At 42.1% G+C, this 20,713-nt stretch carries 17 protein-coding genes, 1 tRNA gene, 2 pseudogenes and 1 riboswitch; of the genes and pseudogenes, 5 read left to right on the forward strand and 15 right to left on the reverse strand.

Annotation, left to right across the window (positions count from 1 at the left end; genetic code table 11):
* Nucleotides 1-144: pseudogene (locus tag LI074_RS17900) on the reverse strand (DUF6783 domain-containing protein); the annotation flags it as partial.
* Between LI074_RS17900 and LI074_RS17905 the strand changes: the two are divergent.
* Together LI074_RS17905 and LI074_RS11180 are read left to right on the forward strand one after the other, a co-directional pair.
* A pseudogene (locus LI074_RS17905) lies at nucleotides 82-318 on the forward strand (DUF6783 domain-containing protein). The pseudogenes LI074_RS17900 and LI074_RS17905 overlap by 63 nt on opposite strands.
* The gene (locus LI074_RS11180) at nucleotides 315-1,598 is read left to right on the forward strand and encodes an O-acetylhomoserine aminocarboxypropyltransferase/cysteine synthase family protein (RefSeq protein ID WP_055059960.1); all 1,284 of its coding nucleotides are present in this window, start codon (nucleotides 315-317) and stop codon (nucleotides 1,596-1,598) included. The pseudogene LI074_RS17905 and the gene LI074_RS11180 overlap by 4 nt, the downstream one beginning before the upstream one ends.
* A gap of 149 nt (nucleotides 1,599-1,747) precedes the next feature.
* Here the strand turns inward: LI074_RS11180 and LI074_RS11185 are convergent, their stop codons facing one another.
* On the reverse strand, nucleotides 1,748-2,887 hold the full coding sequence (locus LI074_RS11185) for a 3D domain-containing protein (RefSeq protein WP_173698195.1): 1,140 nt from the start codon (nucleotides 2,885-2,887) through the stop codon (nucleotides 1,748-1,750).
* Between the two features lie 170 nt (nucleotides 2,888-3,057).
* On the opposite strand from LI074_RS11185, the gene LI074_RS11190 reads away from it, so the two are divergent.
* Both LI074_RS11190 and LI074_RS11195 read left to right on the forward strand, forming a co-directional pair.
* On the forward strand, nucleotides 3,058-3,291 hold the full coding sequence (locus tag LI074_RS11190; protein ID WP_008705688.1) for a hypothetical protein: 234 nt from the start codon (nucleotides 3,058-3,060) through the stop codon (nucleotides 3,289-3,291).
* 170 nt (nucleotides 3,292-3,461) lie between these two features.
* Nucleotides 3,462-3,534, forward strand: a tRNA-Gly gene (locus LI074_RS11195).
* Between the two features lie 391 nt (nucleotides 3,535-3,925).
* Here the strand turns inward: LI074_RS11195 and LI074_RS11200 are convergent.
* The 11 genes from LI074_RS11200 to LI074_RS11250 all read right to left on the reverse strand — a co-directional run bounded on the left by LI074_RS11200 (nucleotide 3,926) and on the right by LI074_RS11250 (nucleotide 17,865).
* Nucleotides 3,926-5,110: a phosphoribosylaminoimidazolecarboxamide formyltransferase gene (locus tag LI074_RS11200; protein WP_008705691.1), complete on the reverse strand. Its 1,185-nt coding sequence runs from the start codon at nucleotides 5,108-5,110 to the stop codon at nucleotides 3,926-3,928.
* A gap of 129 nt (nucleotides 5,111-5,239) precedes the next feature.
* On the reverse strand, nucleotides 5,240-5,953 hold the full coding sequence (locus tag LI074_RS11205; RefSeq protein WP_022380752.1) for an IMP cyclohydrolase: 714 nt from the start codon (nucleotides 5,951-5,953) through the stop codon (nucleotides 5,240-5,242).
* Between the two features lie 71 nt (nucleotides 5,954-6,024).
* Nucleotides 6,025-6,105, reverse strand: a riboswitch (ZMP/ZTP riboswitch).
* A gap of 91 nt (nucleotides 6,106-6,196) precedes the next feature.
* Nucleotides 6,197-7,030, reverse strand: a complete 834-nt coding sequence (locus LI074_RS11210) for a peptidoglycan recognition protein family protein (protein ID WP_243240815.1) — start codon at nucleotides 7,028-7,030, stop codon at nucleotides 6,197-6,199.
* Nucleotides 7,031-7,147: 117 nt separating this feature from the next.
* Nucleotides 7,148-8,605: an IMP dehydrogenase gene (gene guaB / locus LI074_RS11215; RefSeq protein WP_008705695.1), complete on the reverse strand. Its 1,458-nt coding sequence runs from the start codon at nucleotides 8,603-8,605 to the stop codon at nucleotides 7,148-7,150.
* Nucleotides 8,606-8,714: 109 nt separating this feature from the next.
* On the reverse strand, nucleotides 8,715-9,218 hold the full coding sequence (locus tag LI074_RS11220; protein ID WP_022380754.1) for a DUF6106 family protein: 504 nt from the start codon (nucleotides 9,216-9,218) through the stop codon (nucleotides 8,715-8,717).
* 360 nt (nucleotides 9,219-9,578) lie between these two features.
* Nucleotides 9,579-11,198, reverse strand: a complete 1,620-nt coding sequence (gene groL / locus LI074_RS11225) for a chaperonin GroEL (protein WP_025579650.1) — start codon at nucleotides 11,196-11,198, stop codon at nucleotides 9,579-9,581.
* 131 nt (nucleotides 11,199-11,329) lie between these two features.
* Entirely contained in the window at nucleotides 11,330-11,614 is a 285-nt protein-coding gene (gene groES, locus LI074_RS11230) for a co-chaperone GroES (protein ID WP_008705701.1), read from the reverse strand.
* A gap of 422 nt (nucleotides 11,615-12,036) precedes the next feature.
* Nucleotides 12,037-12,822 (reverse strand): GTP-sensing pleiotropic transcriptional regulator CodY, encoded by a 786-nt coding sequence (gene codY / locus LI074_RS11235; protein WP_008705703.1) that lies wholly within the window; start codon nucleotides 12,820-12,822, stop codon nucleotides 12,037-12,039.
* Nucleotides 12,823-13,193: 371 nt separating this feature from the next.
* Nucleotides 13,194-15,263 (reverse strand): type I DNA topoisomerase, encoded by a 2,070-nt coding sequence (topA, locus tag LI074_RS11240; protein ID WP_008705704.1) that lies wholly within the window; start codon nucleotides 15,261-15,263, stop codon nucleotides 13,194-13,196.
* A gap of 131 nt (nucleotides 15,264-15,394) precedes the next feature.
* Entirely contained in the window at nucleotides 15,395-16,312 is a 918-nt protein-coding gene (dprA, locus tag LI074_RS11245; RefSeq protein WP_062807261.1) for a DNA-processing protein DprA, read from the reverse strand.
* A gap of 20 nt (nucleotides 16,313-16,332) precedes the next feature.
* Complete coding sequence (locus tag LI074_RS11250) at nucleotides 16,333-17,865, reverse strand: YifB family Mg chelatase-like AAA ATPase (protein WP_008705706.1); 1,533 nt, start codon at nucleotides 17,863-17,865, stop codon at nucleotides 16,333-16,335.
* Nucleotides 17,866-18,238: 373 nt separating this feature from the next.
* On the opposite strand from LI074_RS11250, the gene LI074_RS11255 reads away from it, so the two are divergent.
* Complete coding sequence (locus LI074_RS11255; RefSeq protein ID WP_020993399.1) at nucleotides 18,239-18,454, forward strand: helix-turn-helix domain-containing protein; 216 nt, start codon at nucleotides 18,239-18,241, stop codon at nucleotides 18,452-18,454.
* A gap of 78 nt (nucleotides 18,455-18,532) precedes the next feature.
* Here the strand turns inward: LI074_RS11255 and LI074_RS11260 are convergent, their stop codons facing one another.
* Both LI074_RS11260 and LI074_RS11265 read right to left on the reverse strand, forming a co-directional pair.
* Complete coding sequence (locus LI074_RS11260) at nucleotides 18,533-19,135, reverse strand: hypothetical protein (protein WP_025579643.1); 603 nt, start codon at nucleotides 19,133-19,135, stop codon at nucleotides 18,533-18,535.
* 34 nt (nucleotides 19,136-19,169) lie between these two features.
* Nucleotides 19,170-20,585, reverse strand: a complete 1,416-nt coding sequence (locus tag LI074_RS11265; protein ID WP_173698196.1) for an amidophosphoribosyltransferase — start codon at nucleotides 20,583-20,585, stop codon at nucleotides 19,170-19,172.
* Nucleotides 20,586-20,713: the final 128 nt, after the last annotated feature.

Genomic DNA, 20,713 nt, shown 5'->3' on the forward strand with positions numbered 1-20,713 from the left:
AGGGAAATAAAACATGCGTTTTGTGCAATTTTTATTTTTCAGACACGCTCTAGAGTGTGTCTGAAAAAGGCTTTCTGCAAGATGTGCGTCACAATTTATGGGATATTTTGCCCGGATGAGGGCGCCGTAGCGGGCTACGGCAACTGAATTCGGGTGAAATATCCCGCAAAGTGGGGCGTGCAGATTGCGGGAATGATTTTTCAGACACGCTCTAAGACTATCATGAAATTTTGTATCAATATCATCACAATTTTCCCAATATTAATACAATATTTTATTGAAGCAATATTTCACATAAGAAAGGAACTAAACTCATGAGTGACTTTAAAGTCGAGACTAAATGTCTCCATTCCGGTTACACTCCGTCTAAGGGTGAACCATGCGCACTCCCGATTTATCAGAGTACCACTTATAAATATGATACTACTGATGAAATGGGACAGCTCTTCGATCTTAAGGCAGAAGGATACTTCTATACCCGTCTGCAGAACCCCACAAATGATGCTGTAGCAGCAAAAATTGCAGATCTGGAGGGTGGTGTTGCCGCTATCCTTACCTCTTCCGGACAGGCTGCCAACTTCTATGCAGTCTTCAATATCTGCGAAGCAGGTGATCATGTTGTGGCGGCTTCTACTATTTACGGAGGAACCTTTAACCTCCTGGCTGTTACCTTCAAAAAGCTTGGCATTGACTGCACTTTCGTTGACACCGATGCTAGCCCTGAAGAAATTGCAGCTGCCTTCCGTCCTAATACAAAGGTACTTTTCGCAGAGACCATCGCAAACCCGGCCCTGGTAATTCTTGATATTGAAAAATTCGCAAAGGTTGCTCACGAACATGAAGTTCCGCTTATTGTAGACAACACCTTCGCTACACCTGTAAACTGCCGTCCTTTTGAATGGGGAGCTGATATCGTCACCCATTCCACAACCAAATATATGGACGGACATGCTGTGCAGGTTGGCGGAGCTATCGTTGACAGCGGTAACTTTGACTGGGATGCCTATGGACATAAATATCATGGACTGACTGAACCGGATGAATCTTATCATGGTGTTATTTATACTAAACAGTTTGGAAAGAAGGCTTATATCACAAAGGCAACCTCTCAGTTGATGCGTGACCTGGGCTCTATCCCGTCTCCTACAAACTGCTTCCTGTTAAACCTGGGGCTTGAAACTCTTCCTCTCCGCGTGGAACGTCACTGCTATAATGCACAGAAGATTGCCGAATTCCTGAATGCCCATGAGAAAGTATCTCATGTAAACTATGCAGGACTTCCTGATGACAAATACTATCCACTTGCTCAGAAATACATGAACGAAGGCAGAACCTGCGGCGTTATCTCCTTTGAACTGACAGGAGGCCGAGAAGCTGCAGTCCGCTTTATGGATAGCTTAAAGCTTGCCACCATCGCAACTCATGTAGCAGCTTCCAAGACCATGATCCTGCATCCCGCAAGCCATACTCACCGCCAGATGAATGATGAACAGCTTGCAGAAGCCGGCGTATCACCGGGAATGATCCGTCTCTCCGTTGGTATTGAAAATGTTGAAGACATCATTGCTGACATCGAACAGGCATTAAAAAACGCATAAAAGATAATTTCAAAAAATCCGAAAGAACTTCTGAAATGATTACAGATATAACAGATCATTTCCAGATTCTTCCGGATTTTTATTTTCAGGTCAAACGGATATTCGCAATCCGCTTTGCTACTTGATTCGGTTAAATTCTTTCTTATTTTCTACTTTAACAAATAAACATCTGTATAATATACCCCTTTGTCCTCCCCTTCCTGATGGGTAGCAACATAAATATCTATACAATTATGTTTAATCGCACCACCACAGTCCTCTGCAACATAAACCTGTCCATTGATCACAACCTTAGATCCATATGGAATCTGTGTAGGGTCCACCGCAATCGTACGGTTTGTCGTAGCAGTCACCCCTGTAGAAGTAATGCCATTTGCCCAAGGGCCACAACAAATACTGCAGGGACAATAATGAGTAATCTTAAAAGTTCCCAGCGGAACCAGTGACGCATCTGAAGACACAGCTACCGGAGTTCCCACCTTCACTCCATCCACAGACTCTCCCTTTGAAGCAGTTACACCATCCACAGCCTCTGCAAAAACGCCTTTGCCCTCACTCTTATGAATCGTTCCAGCTTCTTCGCCGTCTACTTTAGCGACCTTTGACTCTTCCGTATTCTCCTCTGCTGCTGTATTCTCCAGAACACTGGTTGGAATATATCCAATGCCTCTTTTTCCATTCTCTTTTTTATAGTAAATCTGACTCCAGATGCCGTTCACTGTAGCCAGGCGCTTCACTTCATCCTCCTGAATGACCTCACCTACTATCTGTCCATCCTTCTTTCCCGGATAATCCAGAATATCACTGTCCTTCAGTGCTGTAAAAGTTCCCCTTGCCTGAGCAACCTGATCACTATCATTGATATGTTTTGTGGGCACATAGCCACTGATCTTTTCCGTACCCTTTTTACTCTTTTTCTCATAAGTCACTTTACTCCAGCCATTATCACATACGGCCACTCTCTCTACACCGGTACCAAGATACACTCTTGCAAGCTTCTTTCCGTTTTTCCCTGGCATAGAACGTATATAAGTCGCCTTTGCAGAAACAGAAACCTTATCTGACTTGGCAACTGCAGTTACCTTCTCTCCACTTCCATTATCAATCTCAAAGGTCTGCGGTGTCTTATTATCCTGCTTATAAGCATTAATTGTCCCCTCATAATCCAGAATATCCGCAGAAACTGTTGTTGATAAAGTAAGCATACTACAAACTAATAATGCTAAAATTTTTTTCTTCATAAACTGAGCCTCAACTCCTTTATCGTCTCTCTCCGTCTGTCCTATCATAGCACACCCCCTCCCAATTTGCAATTTTCCACCCCATCCTTCACGGAATCTTCATAAACTATATTGCTTCTATTATTTCTATATGCTATAGTAAAATTATCAGAATTCTATTCTGCCTTACGAAAGATAAGATAAAATATAAATATTTTTTCGTAAAGGAGTGTGATTTTATGACTGCTGTTAAAGAACGTATTATAGGTGCTGTATCAATTATGAGTGATAAAGATGCTAATATCTTCTGGCATATTATTCAAAAACATTTTAAACTGCCTGATACATTCGCAGATATAGAAAAAGTTGAACCCGATGAAACAGATTTAATAATGTTAAAGGAAATCGAAAACAACCCTGACTGTCACGAATTCATTTCTCAGGAAGAATTAATGAAAGAACTTAATATGTAAGTATTGTTCCCTGAAAAGTGCCAATTTCAGCACTTTTCAGGGAGTCATAATTTTTCAATAAAACCATTATATAAAATTTCAAAATAAATAAAAAAACATTTGACAAACTCCACTGCATATAGTATCATATATTTTGTCGCTGAGGTAATCACTCAACTGACATCATAAATGCGATAGTGGCGTAGTTGGTAACGCGCGACCTTGCCAAGGTCGAGACCGCGGGTTCGAGCCCCGTCTATCGCTCTTAAAGCATCAGCTAAGGCTGATGCTTTTTTCATCCCCTTCTATTAACTTTCCATAACTATAGCAATTCCATATCTGCGAATAACATCTATAGCCAATATCCTTGATTAACATCCCTGAGTCAAGCGTATATTCGCAATCCGCTTCGCTACGCGGCTCTACACCAGCGCAGGACATTATATGTTTTTGCCCGCATTTGCAGGAGTCTTAGAAAAAGTTAGCGCCAGGAAATCTGCGTTATGTAAAAAAATTTCACTGTCTGAGCCGCATTTGCGGCGAGTTTGAAATTTTTTTACATGTTTTTAGCAGATTTCCTGGCGCTTAGTTTTTCTTAGGCTCCGAAACCGCGGACAAAAACATATAATGTCCTGCGCGTCCCCATACCAGCACCTTAGTGATGGAACAATCTGATACCAGTAAAACTCATCACCATTCCATATTTATTGCAAGTCTCAATCACAGCATCATCACGCACAGATCCACCCGGCTGCGCAATATACTTCACGCCACTCTTATGAGCACGCTCAATATTATCACTGAATGGGAAGAATGCATCAGATCCCAGTGTAACATCCGTCATCTGATCCAGCCATGCACGTTTCTCTTCCTTTGTAAATACTTCCGGTTTCTCTGTGAAAGTTTTCTCCCACATACCATCAGCAAGTACATCCATATATTCATCCCCGATATAAACATCAATGGCATTGTCACGTTCCGCACGTGAAATTGTATCTTTAAATGGCAGATTCAGCACTTTCGGGCACTGGCGAAGGAACCAGTTGTCTGCCTTCTGTCCTGCAAGTCTTGTACAATGTACACGTGACTGCTGTCCTGCACCAACACCGATAGCCTGTCCATCTTTTACGAAACATACAGAGTTGGACTGTGTATATTTCAGGATGATCAGAGAAATCTTCATATCACGTTTTGCTTCCTCTGTAAGCTCTTTATTCTCTGTCACAATATTGGAAAGCATTGCATCATCGATCTCAAGCTCCTGACGGCCCTGCTCAAAAGTTACACCAAATACTTCTTTGTGTTCCAGCGGAGCCGGTACAAAGTTCTCATCGATCTGGATCACATTGTAGTTTCCTTTTTTCTTCTGCTTCAGGATCTCCAGTGCTTCCTCTGTGTATCCAGGTGCAATAACACCGTCAGATACCTCTCTCTTGATTAGAAGTGCTGTATCTTTATCACACACATCAGAAAGAGAAATAAAATCACCAAAAGAGGACATTCTGTCAGCACCGCGAGCTCTTGCATAAGCGCATGCTAATGGCGAAAAATTCTTCCAGTCCATATCATTTACCCAGTAGATCTTTGCCAGAGTCTCTGTAAGAGGAAGTCCTACAGCAGCACCGGCAGGAGATACATGTTTAAAAGATGTAGCTGCAGGAAGTCCTGTTGCTTTCTTCAGATTGGATACCAGCTGCCAGCCATTAAAAGCATCCAGGAAATTGATATATCCCGGTCTCCCGGAAAGGATCTTTACCGGAAGCTCAGATCCGTCTGCCATATAAATTTTTGCAGGTTTCTGATTCGGGTTACAGCCATATTTTAATTCGAATTCTTTCATTATATAAATCCTCCGTATGAACCAAATAAGTATTTTAAAATTAATTCCTGTAAATAATTTCTTACTGCGAAAGCATCGTCTTATGTTCACAATAATCTATGAGCACTATCTGTACTCAGTAAGTGACTATTATTTATTCTTATTAATGATCTTGCTTTCGTACTTACCTGTCTCAATATCAATATATCTTACAAACAGAGATACTTTGTTATCTTCGTTCAGGCTGTTCCAGAGAAGTTCTGCAAACTCATCTATATCATCCGGAATTGCTACCAGTTTCGGTTCGCCTTCAAAGCTTGGAAGTGGATTTCCGTCACATTTATAAGTATGGATGAAATGTCCCTCTCCTGCAATGGCATTCTCGTATGCAAATGTGTATCTGTTACATGCATCCGGATTTCCGTTGTTGCTCTTGAGAATTGACATTGCATAGTTGAATTTTCCGTTCTCTACGTGCATAACACCGGAGATACGAGGTGTATAGTTCGGACCGTCCGGCTCGAATTCTCTGCTTCTTAAGGACTGCTCAAAAGTAAGCTGATGATCCATTCCCTCATAAATGGTATCTGTCTGATCTCCGTTAGTTACGATTGTTTTGTTTCCCAGTACACGTACAGGTGCATAGATGATCAGACTCGGATCTGTAAGTTTGGACGGATCAAATGCCTGGGTACGGATTCCCTCACCATCCTCTACAAATACTCTGTTTCTGCTGTTCTCGCTTCTGCCCATGATGAAATAAGCTGTCACTGCTTTCTTACCGTCTGCGGAACGTCCAATCACAATTCCTCTGCCAGGATAGGAATTCTCTTTCAGTTCTTTTTCCAGTGATAACATTTCCATAATTTTTCTCCTTTTCGTTAAAAATAAGGTTAAAAAAAGCCTGGGAAACCTATTTATTCATTGAATAATTTCCAGGCTGCCCAGGCGGTCGGCTCATATACTCGCTGCACTCCCTGTAGGTAATCCTACTTCCGCCAGTCATGCAGGCACTGTCGTGAAAAAAAATCACACGTTGTTATTATAGTACAATACTTCTTTGTGGATTTCAAGGCAAATTTTTTTGTACTGTGCTGAATTTTCGTTTTACTGAACATCCTGCAAACCATAATCAACATCAATCTGCGCCGCAATATCCGATTTCATCTGTATCCATGCATCCGGATTCTCCACATAATATTTCGGACAGTTTTTTCCGGTAACATCATAATGCCGGATCACGTTCTCTGATGTAAGCCCAAACCGCACGCACAACCACGCAGAAAGCTTCACTGCCGAATCATAAGTTGCCTCATTAAATTTCCCCGTCTCATCCGGATGACAGCACTCGATGGACAAAGTATCTACATTACGTGAGTTCGTCGCATAGGACATCTCTGACGTAGGAATACACTGCACCACTTCCCCATCCAGCCCCACTACAAAATGACTGCTCACCTTTGTGTCATGAGTAGTCGCCAGATTCTCGAAGTAGTTCCTGTTTGCAATGGCTGTTGCCCCCGGATTTGCAGTATAATGAATGGCAATATACTGTACACTCTCAATAGGAATCTGCGGTCTGGAATATTCATTCGGTGTCAGCAGTTCCACATCTATGTACGGCGCCCCTTCTTTCTGCCATTGTTCCGGTCCGCCTGAAGAATCCGCATTATCTGTTCCTGACTGTTCCGCATCAGAAACCATCGTGTCAGAATTATGTAAAAAGTCCCCAATACTCCATCCATTTTCACTGGCCCGATTTATTATGATCCACCCACTCAGAACTATGATCACGAGCAGCATAAGGCTCATAAGAATTCTCTGATTTCTCTGCCTTACTCTGCTGCTCTTTCGTTTTTTCGACCTGCTGTTTTTCTTTTTTACTGCAGTTTTCCCTGTTCTGGTATCTGTTTTTTTCTTTTTGTTTATATGCTTTTGCATTTTTACCTTCTCTTACGGGATTTTACTCCCTGCAAAAAATACCCCGGCCGGCATGCCTGGAAATCTTATTTCTTTCCATCAGCAGCCAGCCGGGGCATATATTACACCTGAAATTTATTATTTGTCATCTACGCTATAGTTCGGAGCTTCTTTTGTGATATGAATATCATGTGGATGAGATTCCTTAAGAGACGCTGCAGAAATCTTGATGAATCTGCCTGTTTCTTTGAGTTTCTCAATAGTTTCTGCTCCACAATATCCCATACCGGAACGGAGACCGCCCATGAGCTGGAATACAGTATCCTCAACATGTCCTTTGTAAGCAACACGTCCTTCTACGCCTTCCGGAACAAGTTTCTTCGCATTCTCCTGGAAGTAACGGTCTTTACTTCCGTTCTCCATAGCTGCGATAGATCCCATACCGCGGTATACTTTATATTTTCTGCCCTGATACAGTTCGAATGTTCCCGGGCTCTCGTCGCATCCTGCAAACATGCTTCCCATCATGCAGACATTCGCACCGGCTGCGATTGCCTTTGTGACATCTCCGGAATACTTGATACCACCGTCTGCAATGATCGGGATTCCGTATTCTTTTGCAGCTTCGTAGCAGTCCATAACAGCAGTGATCTGCGGAACACCGATACCTGCAACAACTCGTGTGGTACAGATAGATCCAGGTCCGATACCAACCTTAACTGCATCTACACCGGCCTCGATCAGAGCCTTTGTCGCAGCACCTGTTGCTACGTTACCTGCGATTACCTGCAGTTCCGGATATGCTGCCTTGATCTCGCGTACAGCCTTCAGAATGTTCTCTGAATGTCCATGTGCAGAATCAATTACGATCACGTCTACAGATGCCTTTACAAGTGCATCAACACGTGCAAGTACATTAGCAGTGATTCCTACCGCAGCACCGCAGAGAAGACGTCCCTGCTCATCCTTTGCAGCCAGAGGATATTTGATCTGTTTCTCAATATCTTTAATAGTAATTAAGCCTTTTAAGTTAAAGTCATCATCTACAATAGGTAATTTCTCTTTACGTGATTTTGCCAGAATCTTCTTGGCATCTTCCAGTGTAATTCCTTCTTTGGCTGTGATCAGTCCCTCAGAAGTCATGCACTCTTTGATCTTCTTGCTGAAATCTGTCTCAAACTTCAGATCACGATTAGTAATGATTCCGACCAGTTTTCTGCCCTCTGTGATCGGCACACCGGAGATACGGAATTTTGCCATTAACTCATCTGCGTCTTTAAGTGTATGTTCAGGAGATAAATAGAAAGGATCTGTGATAACACCGTTCTCAGAACGTTTTACCTTGTCTACCTCTTCTGCCTGCGCTTCAATGGACATATTCTTATGAATAATACCAATACCACCCTGTCTCGCCATAGCGATTGCCATGCGATGCTCGGTTACTGTATCCATTCCTGCACTCATCATAGGAATGTTCAGTTTAACCTTCTTTGTTAAGTAAGTTGTGACATCTACCTGATTCGGAATTACCTTTGAATATGCCGGAACTAACAGCACGTCATCAAAAGTAATGCCTTCACCAATGATAGTACCCATTGCATTTCCTCCCTTGCGTATATGAAATTAAATTACTATTGTAATGTAAAAAGGAACCAGCAACTGGTCCTTTTATTTTCAACAAGTGTAACAAAAATCAGATTCTATGTCAATCCAAAAAAACTTTGCTCGGTGCTGAATTTTTCATAGCCTGTGCAAGTGCCTCATCCGGTTCCAGGATGATCTTGCATAAATTTCCGTCCAGTCTTGTGATAACACCAAAGCGTTTATGCTCCGGATTTCCTGATGAAAAGTCCAGTACTTTCATGTTCTGGTTTCCGTTGTAATAGTCCATTCTGTGGGAATCCAGCGGTGCTGCCAGATCTGCTTCTGATAATTTGAAGCTCTTTACTTTCTTTCTTTTTGTCTTTGACATGATCATGTCGATGTCAAAATCGCCATTGATAAACAGATATTCATATTCTACATCTGTTTTCGGAATTACAAAGTAGCATGCAATTCCAAGTGCTACGGCAATGATCAGTGCCAGCGGTGTGATGATAAGTCCGGCAAATACTGCCAGCACTGTCAAAACGATCAGACCGTATTTGAGCAGGCTGTCTTTAGCCGTCTTATCTTTCTTTACCAGTAATTCTGAATACAAGTCGCCCATTGTTTCGTCTCCTTTTCATTTGTTCAGCTGTTGAAAGCAGCTTTTTTTGCACAGCATATTTAACAATTATATTTTATTCATCATGCTGTTTTTCTGCATTATATCACAAAACGGAACCATCGTCTATGACGACGGTTCCGTTTCACATATTCCACCTGTACTATTGTTACTGTTCACACACCACTGTTCCGCGAGGTGTTTTGGCATGAATATGCCAAAATCCCGAGACATACAAGCCAAAATTCCATTGCCGCAGGCAATCTGGAATGAATTTTGGCTATGTTACTGTGAACGGAATGAACAGTAACATACTATTTTTATCTGAGCATACTGCGGTATAATTTTATCGTTTATTAAAAATTACATCATTCCCATTCCAGGATTAGCAGCCGGTGCAGGTGTGTCTTCTTTGATAATTGCAACAGCAGATTCTGTTGTAAGTAATGTAGATGCAACACTTGTAGCATTCTGAAGAGCACTTCTTGTAACCTTTGCAGGGTCAAGGATACCTTCGCTTACCATATCTACATATCTTTCGTTCAGAGCATCGAAGCCGATTCCCGGTTCGGATTCTCTTACTTTGTTGATGATTACGGAACCTTCAAGTCCTGCATTTGCAGAAATGCGGAACAGAGGAGCTTCCAGAGCTTTCAGGATGATATTTGCACCTGTCTTCTCGTCACCTTCCAGAGTTGCTGCAAGTTTTGCAACTTCTTTGGATGCGTGGATGTAAGCAGATCCACCACCTGCGATGATACCTTCTTCTACTGCTGCTCTTGTAGCTGCAAGAGCATCTTCCAGACGAAGCTTAGCTTCTTTCATTTCTGTCTCAGTGGAAGCACCAACACGGATAACAGCTACACCGCCAGCCAGTTTTGCAAGTCTTTCCTGTAATTTTTCTTTATCAAATTCAGATTTTGTTTCTTCAATCTGTCCACGAATCTGAGCAACACGGTTTGCGATTGCATCTTTGTCACCCATGCCGTCAACGATAACTGTGTTCTCTTTTGCAACTTTAACAGATTTTGCACGTCCTAACTGCTCCATAGTTGCGTCTTTCAGTTCCAGACCAACTTCTTCGGAGATTACCTGGCCGCCTGTAAGGATTGCGATATCCTGAAGCATTTCTTTTCTTCTGTCACCATATCCCGGAGCTTTGACAGCTACTACCTGGAAAGTTCCTCTTAATTTGTTTACGATCAGAGTTGTAAGAGCTTCACCCTCTACATCTTCAGCAATGATAAGAAGTTTCGCACCAACTTTTACGATCTGCTCCAGTAATGGAAGGATTTCCTGGATGTTGCTGATCTTCTTGTCTGTGATCAGGATATATGGATCTTCCAGATTTGCTTCCATTTTTTCCATATCTGTTGACATATATGCGGATACATATCCACGATCGAACTGCATACCTTCTACAAGGTCAAGTTCTGTGTGCATTGTCTTGGATTCTTCTACTGTGATAACGCCGTCTTTGGAAACTTTTTCCATAGCATCTGCTACTAACTGTCCAACAGTCTCATCGCTTGCGGAAATAGATGCAACGTTTGCGATCTGTTTCTTGCCGCTGATTGTCTGGCTCATGTTCTTGATTGCTTCTACAGCTACATCTGTAGCTTTCTTCATTCCTTTTCTGAGGATGATCGGGTTAGCGCCTGCTGCCAGGTTTCTCATTCCTTCGTGAACCATAGCCTGTGCAAGAACAGTAGCTGTTGTTGTACCATCACCTGCTACATCGTTTGTTTTGGAAGCAACTTCTTTGATCAGCTGTGCGCCCATGTTTTCAAATCCGTCTTCCAGTTCGATTTCTTTTGCGATTGTAACACCGTCGTTTGTGATAAGCGGAGCACCGTATGGTTTGTCAAGAACTACGTTTCTTCCTTTCGGTCCTAATGTTACTCTTACTGTATCAGCTAATTTATTTACACCAGCTTCAAGAGCTGCTCTGGCTTCTGCGCCGAATTTAATTTCTTTTGCCATGATAATATGACCTCCTGATTCAAATTTTGATCTCTATGAATTCTTTCTGATACTTAGCCGGTATTTCATGTTACATCCTGTAAATATTATCTTATAAGTATCTTCATTTATGTTTTCTATTTTGATATTGCTTATTTAACAATTGCAAGAATATCATTCTGTTTTACGATAATGTATTCTGTGCCATCCATCTTTACTTCTGTTCCTGAATATTTGGAGTAGATAACTTTATCACCTACAGCTACTTCCATTTTTACTTCTTTGCCGTCAACAACTCCGCCAGGTCCTACAGCTACAACTTCTGCCTGCTGTGGTTTCTCCTGTGCCTGTCCCGGAAGAACGATTCCGGATTTTGTTGTTTCTTCTGCTTCAACCTGTTTTAATACAACTCTGTCACCTAAAGGTACTAATGTCATGATCTATATCCTCCTTTATTCTCCAACTAAAACTTTCCTGTTACCGTACTCTTTCCGTTATCGCAAAATATCCGGCAACTGTTTCGGCACTCTGTCTAATTCTGCCGATTTTTGCTAGCACTCATTTACTTCGAGTGCTAATCACTGTCCTTATATTATTGAAAATGAGTCGATTTCGCAAGTGCTTTTATCATTATAAAATAATCTATATTCTCTTTTTTACTTATATATTCTCTTTTTTTCTTTTGTTTTCTTAATTTGCAAATAATTTTGTCATATCTTCCTTGTCTTTCGCACTCAGTTGAATTGTCTTCAAATACATTAATTAAGAGGCTTGCTATAATTCCTGTAACATAATAAAAAGACCGTCCACCATACAGCAGACAGCCTTCTTGCATTCATTATTTATGGAAGCTTCTATATCAGGATTTCTTATTTCTCTGAGCTTTAATCTCTTCCAGTTCATCAAAGATGACTTCATTCAGCACTTTAATGTAGGTTCCTTTCATACCGGAAGATCTGGATTCGATCACACCGGCACTTTCAAACTTCCTCAAAGCGTTTACGATAACAGATCTGGTGATTCCCACGCGGTCTGCGATCTTACTTGCAACCAGGATTCCCTCATCTCCGTCAAGTTCATCAAAAATATGGATGATCGCCTCCAGTTCGGAGAAAGATAAAGTATTAAACGCAGATTTCACTACCTGCTGCTTTCTGTCCTCCTCAGCATTCTCTTCATGAACCGCTCTCATCATCTCAAGCCCTACAACGGTTGTTCCATATTCACTGACAATAATATCTTCAATGTCATATGGTTTCTCATAACGATACATAAATACAGTACCCAGTCGTTCCCCTGCAATATCTATCGGATTAATGATTCCCTGATAACTGCTTGATACATGTTCAAATCCCAGTGTCTGAAGATTTACATTCTCTTTTGTTGACAGGACACCCAGAAATCTCTCGTTTAACAGGGAATCTACATATCCGCCAACCTTGTCCTCGATCAGTTCAGTGATCTCCTCTACTCCCGGGCATAAACTGACACCCAGAACCTTTCCTTTTTTACTGAGAACCAGAATGTTGGAACTCAGTGTCTCCATCAGAACCTGACAGATGTCATTAAATACCACTTTGCTGGAACTGCTGTTATGCAGAAGTTTATTAATTTTTCTTGTTCTATCCAGCAGCTGAACACTCATATTGTCCTCCTTTCACCCTGTACATATCCGAAATCTTTCTGTCATTATTTCATAAATGAGCAGTCACTTTCTTTTGCTCGCAAGGAAGATTCAGACACACATGGTTATTAACATTACTGATACTTTGATTTTACACGTTTTAAAGTCAAATTACAAGACAAATTTTACTATTTTTTTATTTATTTTTGCTTTTCTGAAAATAGATTCCTTTTATAATATTATTCAATAAATATCATCATCAAAAATTCAAAGGATTGAAGACAAAAAGTCAGAAAGTCACTGACTGTAAGACAAAAAACGGAACTGTTGCATTAATGAAATTCATTTTCAACTGCTGCAACAGTCCCATTTATAACATTTACAATCCGTTATTATTCTTTCTCGTCCTTTGCCTCTACATATCCACATGTCTCCTGGCTACAGACAAGCTTATTCCCCTTTTCCACCATATAGCTTCCACATTTCGGACATTTCTTTGCTGATGGTTTCTGCCAGGACATGAAATCACAATCCGGATTATCCTCACATCCGTAGTACTTACGTCCTTTTTTGGTTTTCTTAAGCACAATCTCTTTTCCACATTTCGGACATGCCACCCCGATCTTCTCAAAATATGGTTTGGTATTTTTGCATTCCGGAAATCCCGGACATGCAAGGAATCGTCCATGAGGACCATATTTAATCACCATATGTCTGCCACAGTTTTCGCAGATCACATCTGTCACTTCATCCTGAATATCAACCTTTTCAAGTTCTTCCTCTGCAGCATCTACATCCTTCTTCAGATCCGGATAGAAGTTGCTTACTACTGTCTTCCACTTTACAGTTCCTGCTGCCACACAGTCCAGAAGCCCTTCCATAGTCGCAGTGAAGTTTACATCTACAATACTCGGGAAAGCCTGTTTCATAATATTATTGACAACTTCCCCCAACTCTGTAACATACAGGTTCTTCTGTTCTTTTGCAACATAACGGCGGCTGATGATCGTTGTGATCGTCGGCGCATAGGTACTTGGACGTCCAATCCCCAGTTCTTCCATAGTCTTGACCAGAGATGCCTCTGTATAATGTGCAGGCGGCTGCGTGAAATGCTGTTCTGGTTTCAGTTCCTTAAGACTAAGCTTCATTCCTCTTTCAAGACTCTGATTCAGAACATTTCCTTTTTTCTGGTCCTCTTCATCTGTGTATACAGACATAAATCCGTCAAATATGATCTTGGAGGCAGAGACTGTAAAAATATACTGGTCTGCACCAATCTTTACAGATGTTGTTTCGTATTTTGCAGGAGCCATTCTGCTGGCCGCAAAACGTCTCCAGATAAGCTGATACAGTCTGAACTGATCTCTTGAAAGAGATTCCTTCAGTACAGCCGGTGTACGGCTGATGTCTGTAGGACGGATCGCTTCGTGAGCATCCTGGATCTTCTGTCCCTTTTTCACAGCTTTCTCAGACTTTGAAACATAATCCTCTCCGTACTGAGCAGTGATATATTCTCTTGCAGCAGCATCTGCTTCCTCTGAGATTCGGGTGGAATCTGTACGCAGATAAGAGATCACACCTACCGTTCCATTTCCTTTGATATCAATTCCTTCATACAGCTGCTGTGCCAGACGCATTGTCTTCTGTGTGGAAAAGTTTAAGGTCTTGGCTGCTTCCTGCTGTAAGGTACTTGTAGTAAAGGGAAGCGGTGCATTCTTGATCCTCTCGCCTTTCTTTACTTCATTGATCTCATATTCTTTATCTTTCAGAGAGGCCAGAAGTTTATCCATTTCCTCTTTGCTGTGGATATCCATCTTTTTATCTGTTCCATAAAACTTCGCCTGCAACGGTTTCTTCTCACCCTTCACCTGAAAATCTCCCTCCAGGCTCCAGTATTCTTCCGGAATAAACGCATTGATCTCATCTTCTCTGTCACAGATGATACGAAGCGCAACAGACTGTACGCGCCCCGCACTTAAGCCTCTCTTGACTTTTGCCCAGAGAAGCGGGCTGATGGTATAACCTACCATACGGTCAAGCATACGTCTTGCCTGCTGTGCATCTACCAGATCCATATCCAGGTCTCTGGCCTGTTTGATTGATGATTTTACTGCTGTCTTGGTAATCTCGTTAAAGGTAATCCTGTGCATCTTCTTCGGATCTTCTTTTAATGCCTGCATCAGATGCCAGGAAATTGCCTCTCCCTCGCGGTCAGGGTCAGTTGCAAGATAAATCTTATCTGCTTTCTTTGCAGCCTTGCGAAGCTTTGCAAGCAGTTCTCCCTTTCCTCTGATCGTTATATATTTGGGTTCAAAATCATGCTCAACATCAATTCCGAACTGACTCTTCGGGAAATCACGGACATGTCCGTTAGAAGCTTCCACATCGTAATTCGCACCGAGAAATTTCTTTATTGTTTTCACTTTTGCAGGTGATTCTACTATCACCAGATATTTCGCCATGCTACCTCTCCTAGTCGTAATCTGTTATTCTTCACAGTGTCCCTGAACGGGCACATTGCCTGACAGCGATATTGTTACATATAAAAATCGCCCTGCGCCGCAGAAACGTGAAGCACAATAATCATAAATCGTCAACTGTCTTTTACATAATAATGTCTCCCGCTCTCTCTTATGAGCCCCCGCAGTGTCAGTTCCACAAGACAGTTGCTTACCTGTGCCGGGGAAAAGCCTGTTTTTCTCACAATGTAGTCGGGATTTTTTGGTCGTAAATCGAGACAACTATACACCATATTCAAATCTCTTGCAAGTCCCAAGTTGTTTTTTTCACCGTTTTGTGTTACTTTTTCCATCGAAATTCCAAGTTCTTCCAGCATAATTTCCGGACAGTATGCAATCCCTGCGCCGTCGTAGATCAGCTTATGGCAGCCTCTGCTGAGTTCATCTGTCACTGCCCCCGGAATCGCATAGACCATCTTTCCCTGTTCCAGTGCAAATCCCGCAGTGATCAGCGAACCGCTGTTTTCTTTTGCTTCCACTACCAGAACCGCGTCTGACAAAGCACTGATGATCCGGTTTCGCGCCGGGAAATGCCAGGAAACAGGTCCTGAACCCAGTGGACATTCACTGATGATCCCACCATTTTCCCATAAGATCCTCTCATAAAGTTTTCTGTTAGATTTCGGATAGCATACATCAACACCACTTCCAAGCACCGCAAATGTAGGCATCTTTCCTTCCAGTGCGCCTTTATGTCCTTCTGAATCAATGCCAAGTGCCATACCGCTGATAATCTGGACTCCAGCTACACTTAACGCTTTCGCATACCGGAATGCCTGCATCCTTCCATAAGGACTGCACATTCTGGCACCGATCACTGCCACCGTTCTTCTCTTAGGATCAGGAAGTCTGCCTTTTACATAAAGCTTTGCCGGCATGGAGGAATACTGCTTCATTATCTGAGGATATTCCGGATCTGATTTCTCAATACATCGTATCTGACCTGTACTGTATTCTTCTGTATGATTATTTTTCACATCAGTTCTTTCCATATAAAATACCTCTCTGACCTTTATTTTATGACAGAATCTTTGTCAAATGCCCTGTACGAAAGTGCTTCTCCGATATGATGACCGGCAATCATTTCTTCCCCTTCCATATCCGCAATTGTTCTGGCTACCTTCAGGATCCTGTGATAGGATCTGGCACTGAATGCGATTTTTTCAAAGGCTCTTGCCAGAAGTCGGGATGCGCTGTCTGTAAGAGGGCAGAATTTATCGATCAGACTGCTCTTCAGCTGCCCGTTAAAATTTATTTTCTCATCTTTATACCGTTCTTCCTGGATCTTCTGTACTTTTTCCACTCTTTTTCTGATAGCAGCGGAATTTTCTCCCTTTCTTCCACAGTGAAGCTGTGAAAAAGAAACCGGCGGTACCTCAGTGCTGATATCAATTCTGTCCAGAAGAGGGCGACTGATCTTTCCCATATAATGTGTGATCTCACCTGCTGTACAGGTGCATCTGTTTAAATCCGGATAATAACCGCAGGGACAGGGGTTCATCGCTGCACATAACATAAAATCCGCCGGAAAGTTGTAAGTTCCGCTTGCTCTGGCTATCTGGATCACTTTATCCTCCATGGGCTGTCGCAGAAGTTCCAGACTTGCTCTGGAAAATTCCGGCATTTCATCCAGAAAGAGTACACCTTTATGCGCAAGAGTGATTTCGCCGGGTCTGGGATTACGCCCGCCTCCTGCAATTGCCTGCGGAGTACTTGTATGATGAGGGCTGCGAAATGGTCTCTCATCGATCAGAGGATGTTCTCTTGAAAGAAGTCCTGCAATACTGTAAATTCTGGTAAGCTCCAGCTTTTCTTCAAAGCCAAGCCCAGGCATGATCGTCGGCAGTCTTCTGGCAAGCATGGTTTTGCCCGTTCCCGGAGGTCCGATAAGGAGAAGATTGTGAAATCCGCTTACTGCAATTTCCGCCGCTCTTTTTGCCCCTTCCTGTCCTTCAATGTCTGAAAAATCCATTCCCATATCTGTATTTATAATAGAAGGAATTTCTTCCTGTATTTCCCTCTTCAGATAGGGTTCCGGATTCTTAAGACACTCGACCAGTTCCCGTAAATTTTTTACTCCTGCTACCGGCACATCCCTGATCAGTCTTCCTTCTTTCAGATTCTCATAGGGAACTACGCAAAAACGACTGCCCAAACTTCTTGCACACAACACAATCGGCAGGATTCCGGATATCCCATGGATTTCTCCGTCCAGACCGATCTCCCCTGCCATCATAACTCTGCTGACAACCTGAGGGCTGATCATCTCAAAAGCAGCCAACACTGCTGCTGCCACCGGTACATCAAAACCGGCTCCCTCTTTCTTCATGTCTGCAGGAGCAAAATTGACGGTAATTCTCTTTGGTGGAAACTGATAACCATTATTCTTGAGTGCTGTGCGTACCCGTTCCTGCGCTTCCTTTACCTGCGCAGAAGGAAATCCTACCATGATAAAGGAAGGAAGTCCGTTACTTACATCAGCTTCTACCTGCACAGGGCATACTTCCACCCCAAAAATTGCAGCTGATAATACACTTGCAAACAAATATAAACTCCTTTCTTCCGGCATAAATCTCCCCCGATATTTATGCTCACCAAAAAATATATAACAATTCGTTACTGTTCACTCCGTTCACAGTAACGTAGCCAAAATTCATTCCAGATTGCCTGCGGCAATGGAATTTTGGCTTGTATGTCTCGCCAAACAGCGGACGACTGAATAGTTACATCACTTAAATTGTATTGGAAATTATTTCAGAAATCAGATTAGAAAAAAGATTATTTTTATAATAGACCATTTTGCTCTGTTTTGCAACCGTTCATTTTGTTCTGTTTTATACTTTTTTCAGTACATAATCTGCGAAGGCTTTTCACAGATCATGTTTGGGAGTACACTACAAAACAGAGAGGTGAACTATATGAAATTTCAGCGTATTCAGGATTTACGTACAGATGCTGACATGTCACAGAAACAGCTCAGCGAAATTCTTCACATCAGCCAGCGTTCCTACTCTCACTATGAGACAGGTTCACGCAATATCCCGGTTGAAATGCTTATCAGACTGGCAAATTATTACGATATAAGTGTTGATTATCTGGTAGGACGCACTGATAAAAAAGAGATGAATAAATAAGTAAAATCACTTTTTTTAATATAAAAGGATTCCTGTAACTGTTTATGTTACTGAATCCTTTTATATTTTTTGTATCTTTTATTCTTTTATCATAACAGTATCCACAGAAGGATGGACTTTTGCACCCTCCGCTTTTGTTTTTGTCTTAATATTCACATAAAGACGACCATTATCAAAGGTAAGATAACCCTTTGCTACATTTCCCAGCGAGTCTGTAAACGAGAATCTGGTTGCATTTCCTGCGACGGATTTCTTTACTTTTGCCTTGCAGGTGGCTGTCTTTTTCTTATTTGTCTGTGAATAAGTAAAGGTAACCGACTTCTGACTGAGTTTCTTAATTTTGATCTTAACCCTGCCGTTCTTACTGCGCCAGGTTCCCAGATAATCCTCCGGATTAAAAACATAAGCCCGTTCCAGAACCGGTGTGGGCGTTACCGTAGGAATCGGTGTTGGGGTAGGTGTGGGCGTAGCTGCAGGTGTCGGTGTTACAGTGGGAACTCTTTCCAATGCCGCGATCGCTTCTGCTTTTCTCTGCTCTCTGTCCACATTCTTTCTGTGTTGAAGCAACAGAGTGCCTGCCAGCATAAGCAGGATAAACAGGATAATTACAATTATCAGAAGTTTTATAAGTCTTTTTTTCTTTTTATTCCGTTTCTGTTTCCCGTTGTTTGTTACCGACAAATCTGCATCTCCTCTTCTGTTTCTTGTTCGTTACTTATTCTTTTCCATCCCAACAATAGGTACAGAGTTTACATGGTGAAATTCCAATGGAAACTTTCAGATCATCAAGTCTGTGGAATTTCAGTGATGTGAAATTCAGCTCCTTACGGATTTCTTCCAGCATTTCTTTATAATTTGTTGAATTTGGATCTGCATAGTCTGCCAGGACTTTATCACTGACATTCTCTCCCTCGCGTTTGGCGATCACACGTCTTGTGATCAGATCCATCTCCGATTTAGAACGTGAGAAATTCAGATATTTGCATCCATAAAGTAAAGGCGGACACGCAGGACGGATATGTACTTCTTTCGCACCATTTCTGTAAAGAAATTCCGTTGTTTCTCTCAACTGTGTTCCACGTACAATAGAATCATCGATCATCAAAAGGCTCTTATCCTTGATCAGACGATGTACAGGAATCAGCTTCATTCTTGCGATAAGATTTCTCTGGCTCTGCTGTGTAGGCATAAATGATCTTGGCCAGGTTGGTGTATATTTGATAAACGGACGGGCAAAAGGCACACCGGACTGGTTCGCATATCCGATCGCATGGGCAATACCGGAATCCGGAACACCGGCTACAATATCGGGATTTACTTCTCCCCTGTCTCTCCTGGCCAGCATATCACCGCAATGATAACGCATTTCTTCTACATTCACACCCTCGTATGCCGAAGTAGGATATCCGTAATATACCCAGAGGAAAGAACAGATTCGCATCTCTTCCCCTGGTTTCTGCAGGGTTTCCACACCGTCCGGAGTCACTGCAACAATTTCTCCGGGGCCCAGTTCTTTCAGGTCTTCATATCCAAGATTCAGGTATGCAAAGCTTTCAAAAGATACACAACAGGCATCTTCTTTCTTTCCCACAATCAGTGGAGTCCTTCCCAGACGGTCACGTGCTGCCAGAATCCCCTTTGGTGTCAAGATCAGCATGGTCATGGAACCTTCTATCACTTCCTGCGCATAACGGATTCCCTCAATCATGTTGTCTTTCTGATTGATCAGTGCAGCTACCATTTCTGTGGGATTTACGCTTCCTCCACTCATTTCCAGAAAATGAGTGCATCCGTTTTTAAAACAGTTGGCAATCAGTTCATCCATGTTATTGATCTTTCCAACTGTGGTAATTGCAAAGTTGCCAAGATGAGAGCGCACCAGAAGAGGCTGAGGTTCATTATCTGAAATACATCCGATTCCCAGATTTCCCTCCATCTCACCAATGTCACCATCAAATTTGGTCCTGAACGGCGCATTTTCAATGTTATGAATCACGCGGTCAAAACCACGTTTCTTATCATACACTGTCATTCCGCCTCTGCGTGTTCCCAGATGGGAATGATAATCAATTCCGAAGAAAAGGTCCAGAATGCAACTGGACTTTGATGCTACTCCAAAAATTCCACCCATTATCGTATTCTCCTTTTGTTCATCATCTTCAGGCAACTTTTATCATAATCCTCTTCGATAATCCATTTAAAAAGATTACTATAGCCCGTTTCATAACGTTTTCCTTCACTATAACAGTTCTTGTCCTG

This window comes from Blautia sp. MSK18_10 (genome assembly GCF_020553185.1).
Taxonomy (GTDB): Bacteria; Bacillota; Clostridia; order Lachnospirales; family Lachnospiraceae; genus Blautia_A; species Blautia_A wexlerae.

Bases quoted from the DNA above. Each gene is read 5' to 3' on its own strand.
- LI074_RS11205 (WP_022380752.1), bottom strand. From the start codon at position 5,953: ATGGAAATGTTATCACTGGAAAAAGAACTGAAAGAGAATTCCTATCCT.
- LI074_RS11180 (WP_055059960.1), top strand. From the start codon at position 315: ATGAGTGACTTTAAAGTCGAGACTAAATGTCTCCATTCCGGTTACACT.
- groL (WP_025579650.1), bottom strand. From the start codon at position 11,198: ATGGCAAAAGAAATTAAATTCGGCGCAGAAGCCAGAGCAGCTCTTGAA.
- topA (WP_008705704.1), bottom strand. From the start codon at position 15,263: ATGGCGAAATATCTGGTGATAGTAGAATCACCTGCAAAAGTGAAAACA.
- LI074_RS11200 (WP_008705691.1), bottom strand. From the start codon at position 5,110: ATGAAAGAATTCGAATTAAAATATGGCTGTAACCCGAATCAGAAACCT.
- groES (WP_008705701.1), bottom strand. From the start codon at position 11,614: ATGACATTAGTACCTTTAGGTGACAGAGTTGTATTAAAACAGGTTGAA.
- dprA (WP_062807261.1), bottom strand. From the start codon at position 16,312: ATGGAAAGAACTGATGTGAAAAATAATCATACAGAAGAATACAGTACA.
- LI074_RS11265 (WP_173698196.1), bottom strand. From the start codon at position 20,585: ATGGGTGGAATTTTTGGAGTAGCATCAAAGTCCAGTTGCATTCTGGAC.
- LI074_RS11190 (WP_008705688.1), top strand. From the start codon at position 3,058: ATGACTGCTGTTAAAGAACGTATTATAGGTGCTGTATCAATTATGAGT.
- LI074_RS11220 (WP_022380754.1), bottom strand. From the start codon at position 9,218: ATGGGCGACTTGTATTCAGAATTACTGGTAAAGAAAGATAAGACGGCT.
- codY (WP_008705703.1), bottom strand. From the start codon at position 12,822: ATGAGTGTTCAGCTGCTGGATAGAACAAGAAAAATTAATAAACTTCTG.
- LI074_RS11210 (WP_243240815.1), bottom strand. From the start codon at position 7,030: ATGCAAAAGCATATAAACAAAAAGAAAAAAACAGATACCAGAACAGGG.
- LI074_RS11185 (WP_173698195.1), bottom strand. From the start codon at position 2,887: ATGATAGGACAGACGGAGAGAGACGATAAAGGAGTTGAGGCTCAGTTT.
- guaB (WP_008705695.1), bottom strand. From the start codon at position 8,605: ATGGGTACTATCATTGGTGAAGGCATTACTTTTGATGACGTGCTGTTA.
- LI074_RS11255 (WP_020993399.1), top strand. From the start codon at position 18,239: ATGAAATTTCAGCGTATTCAGGATTTACGTACAGATGCTGACATGTCA.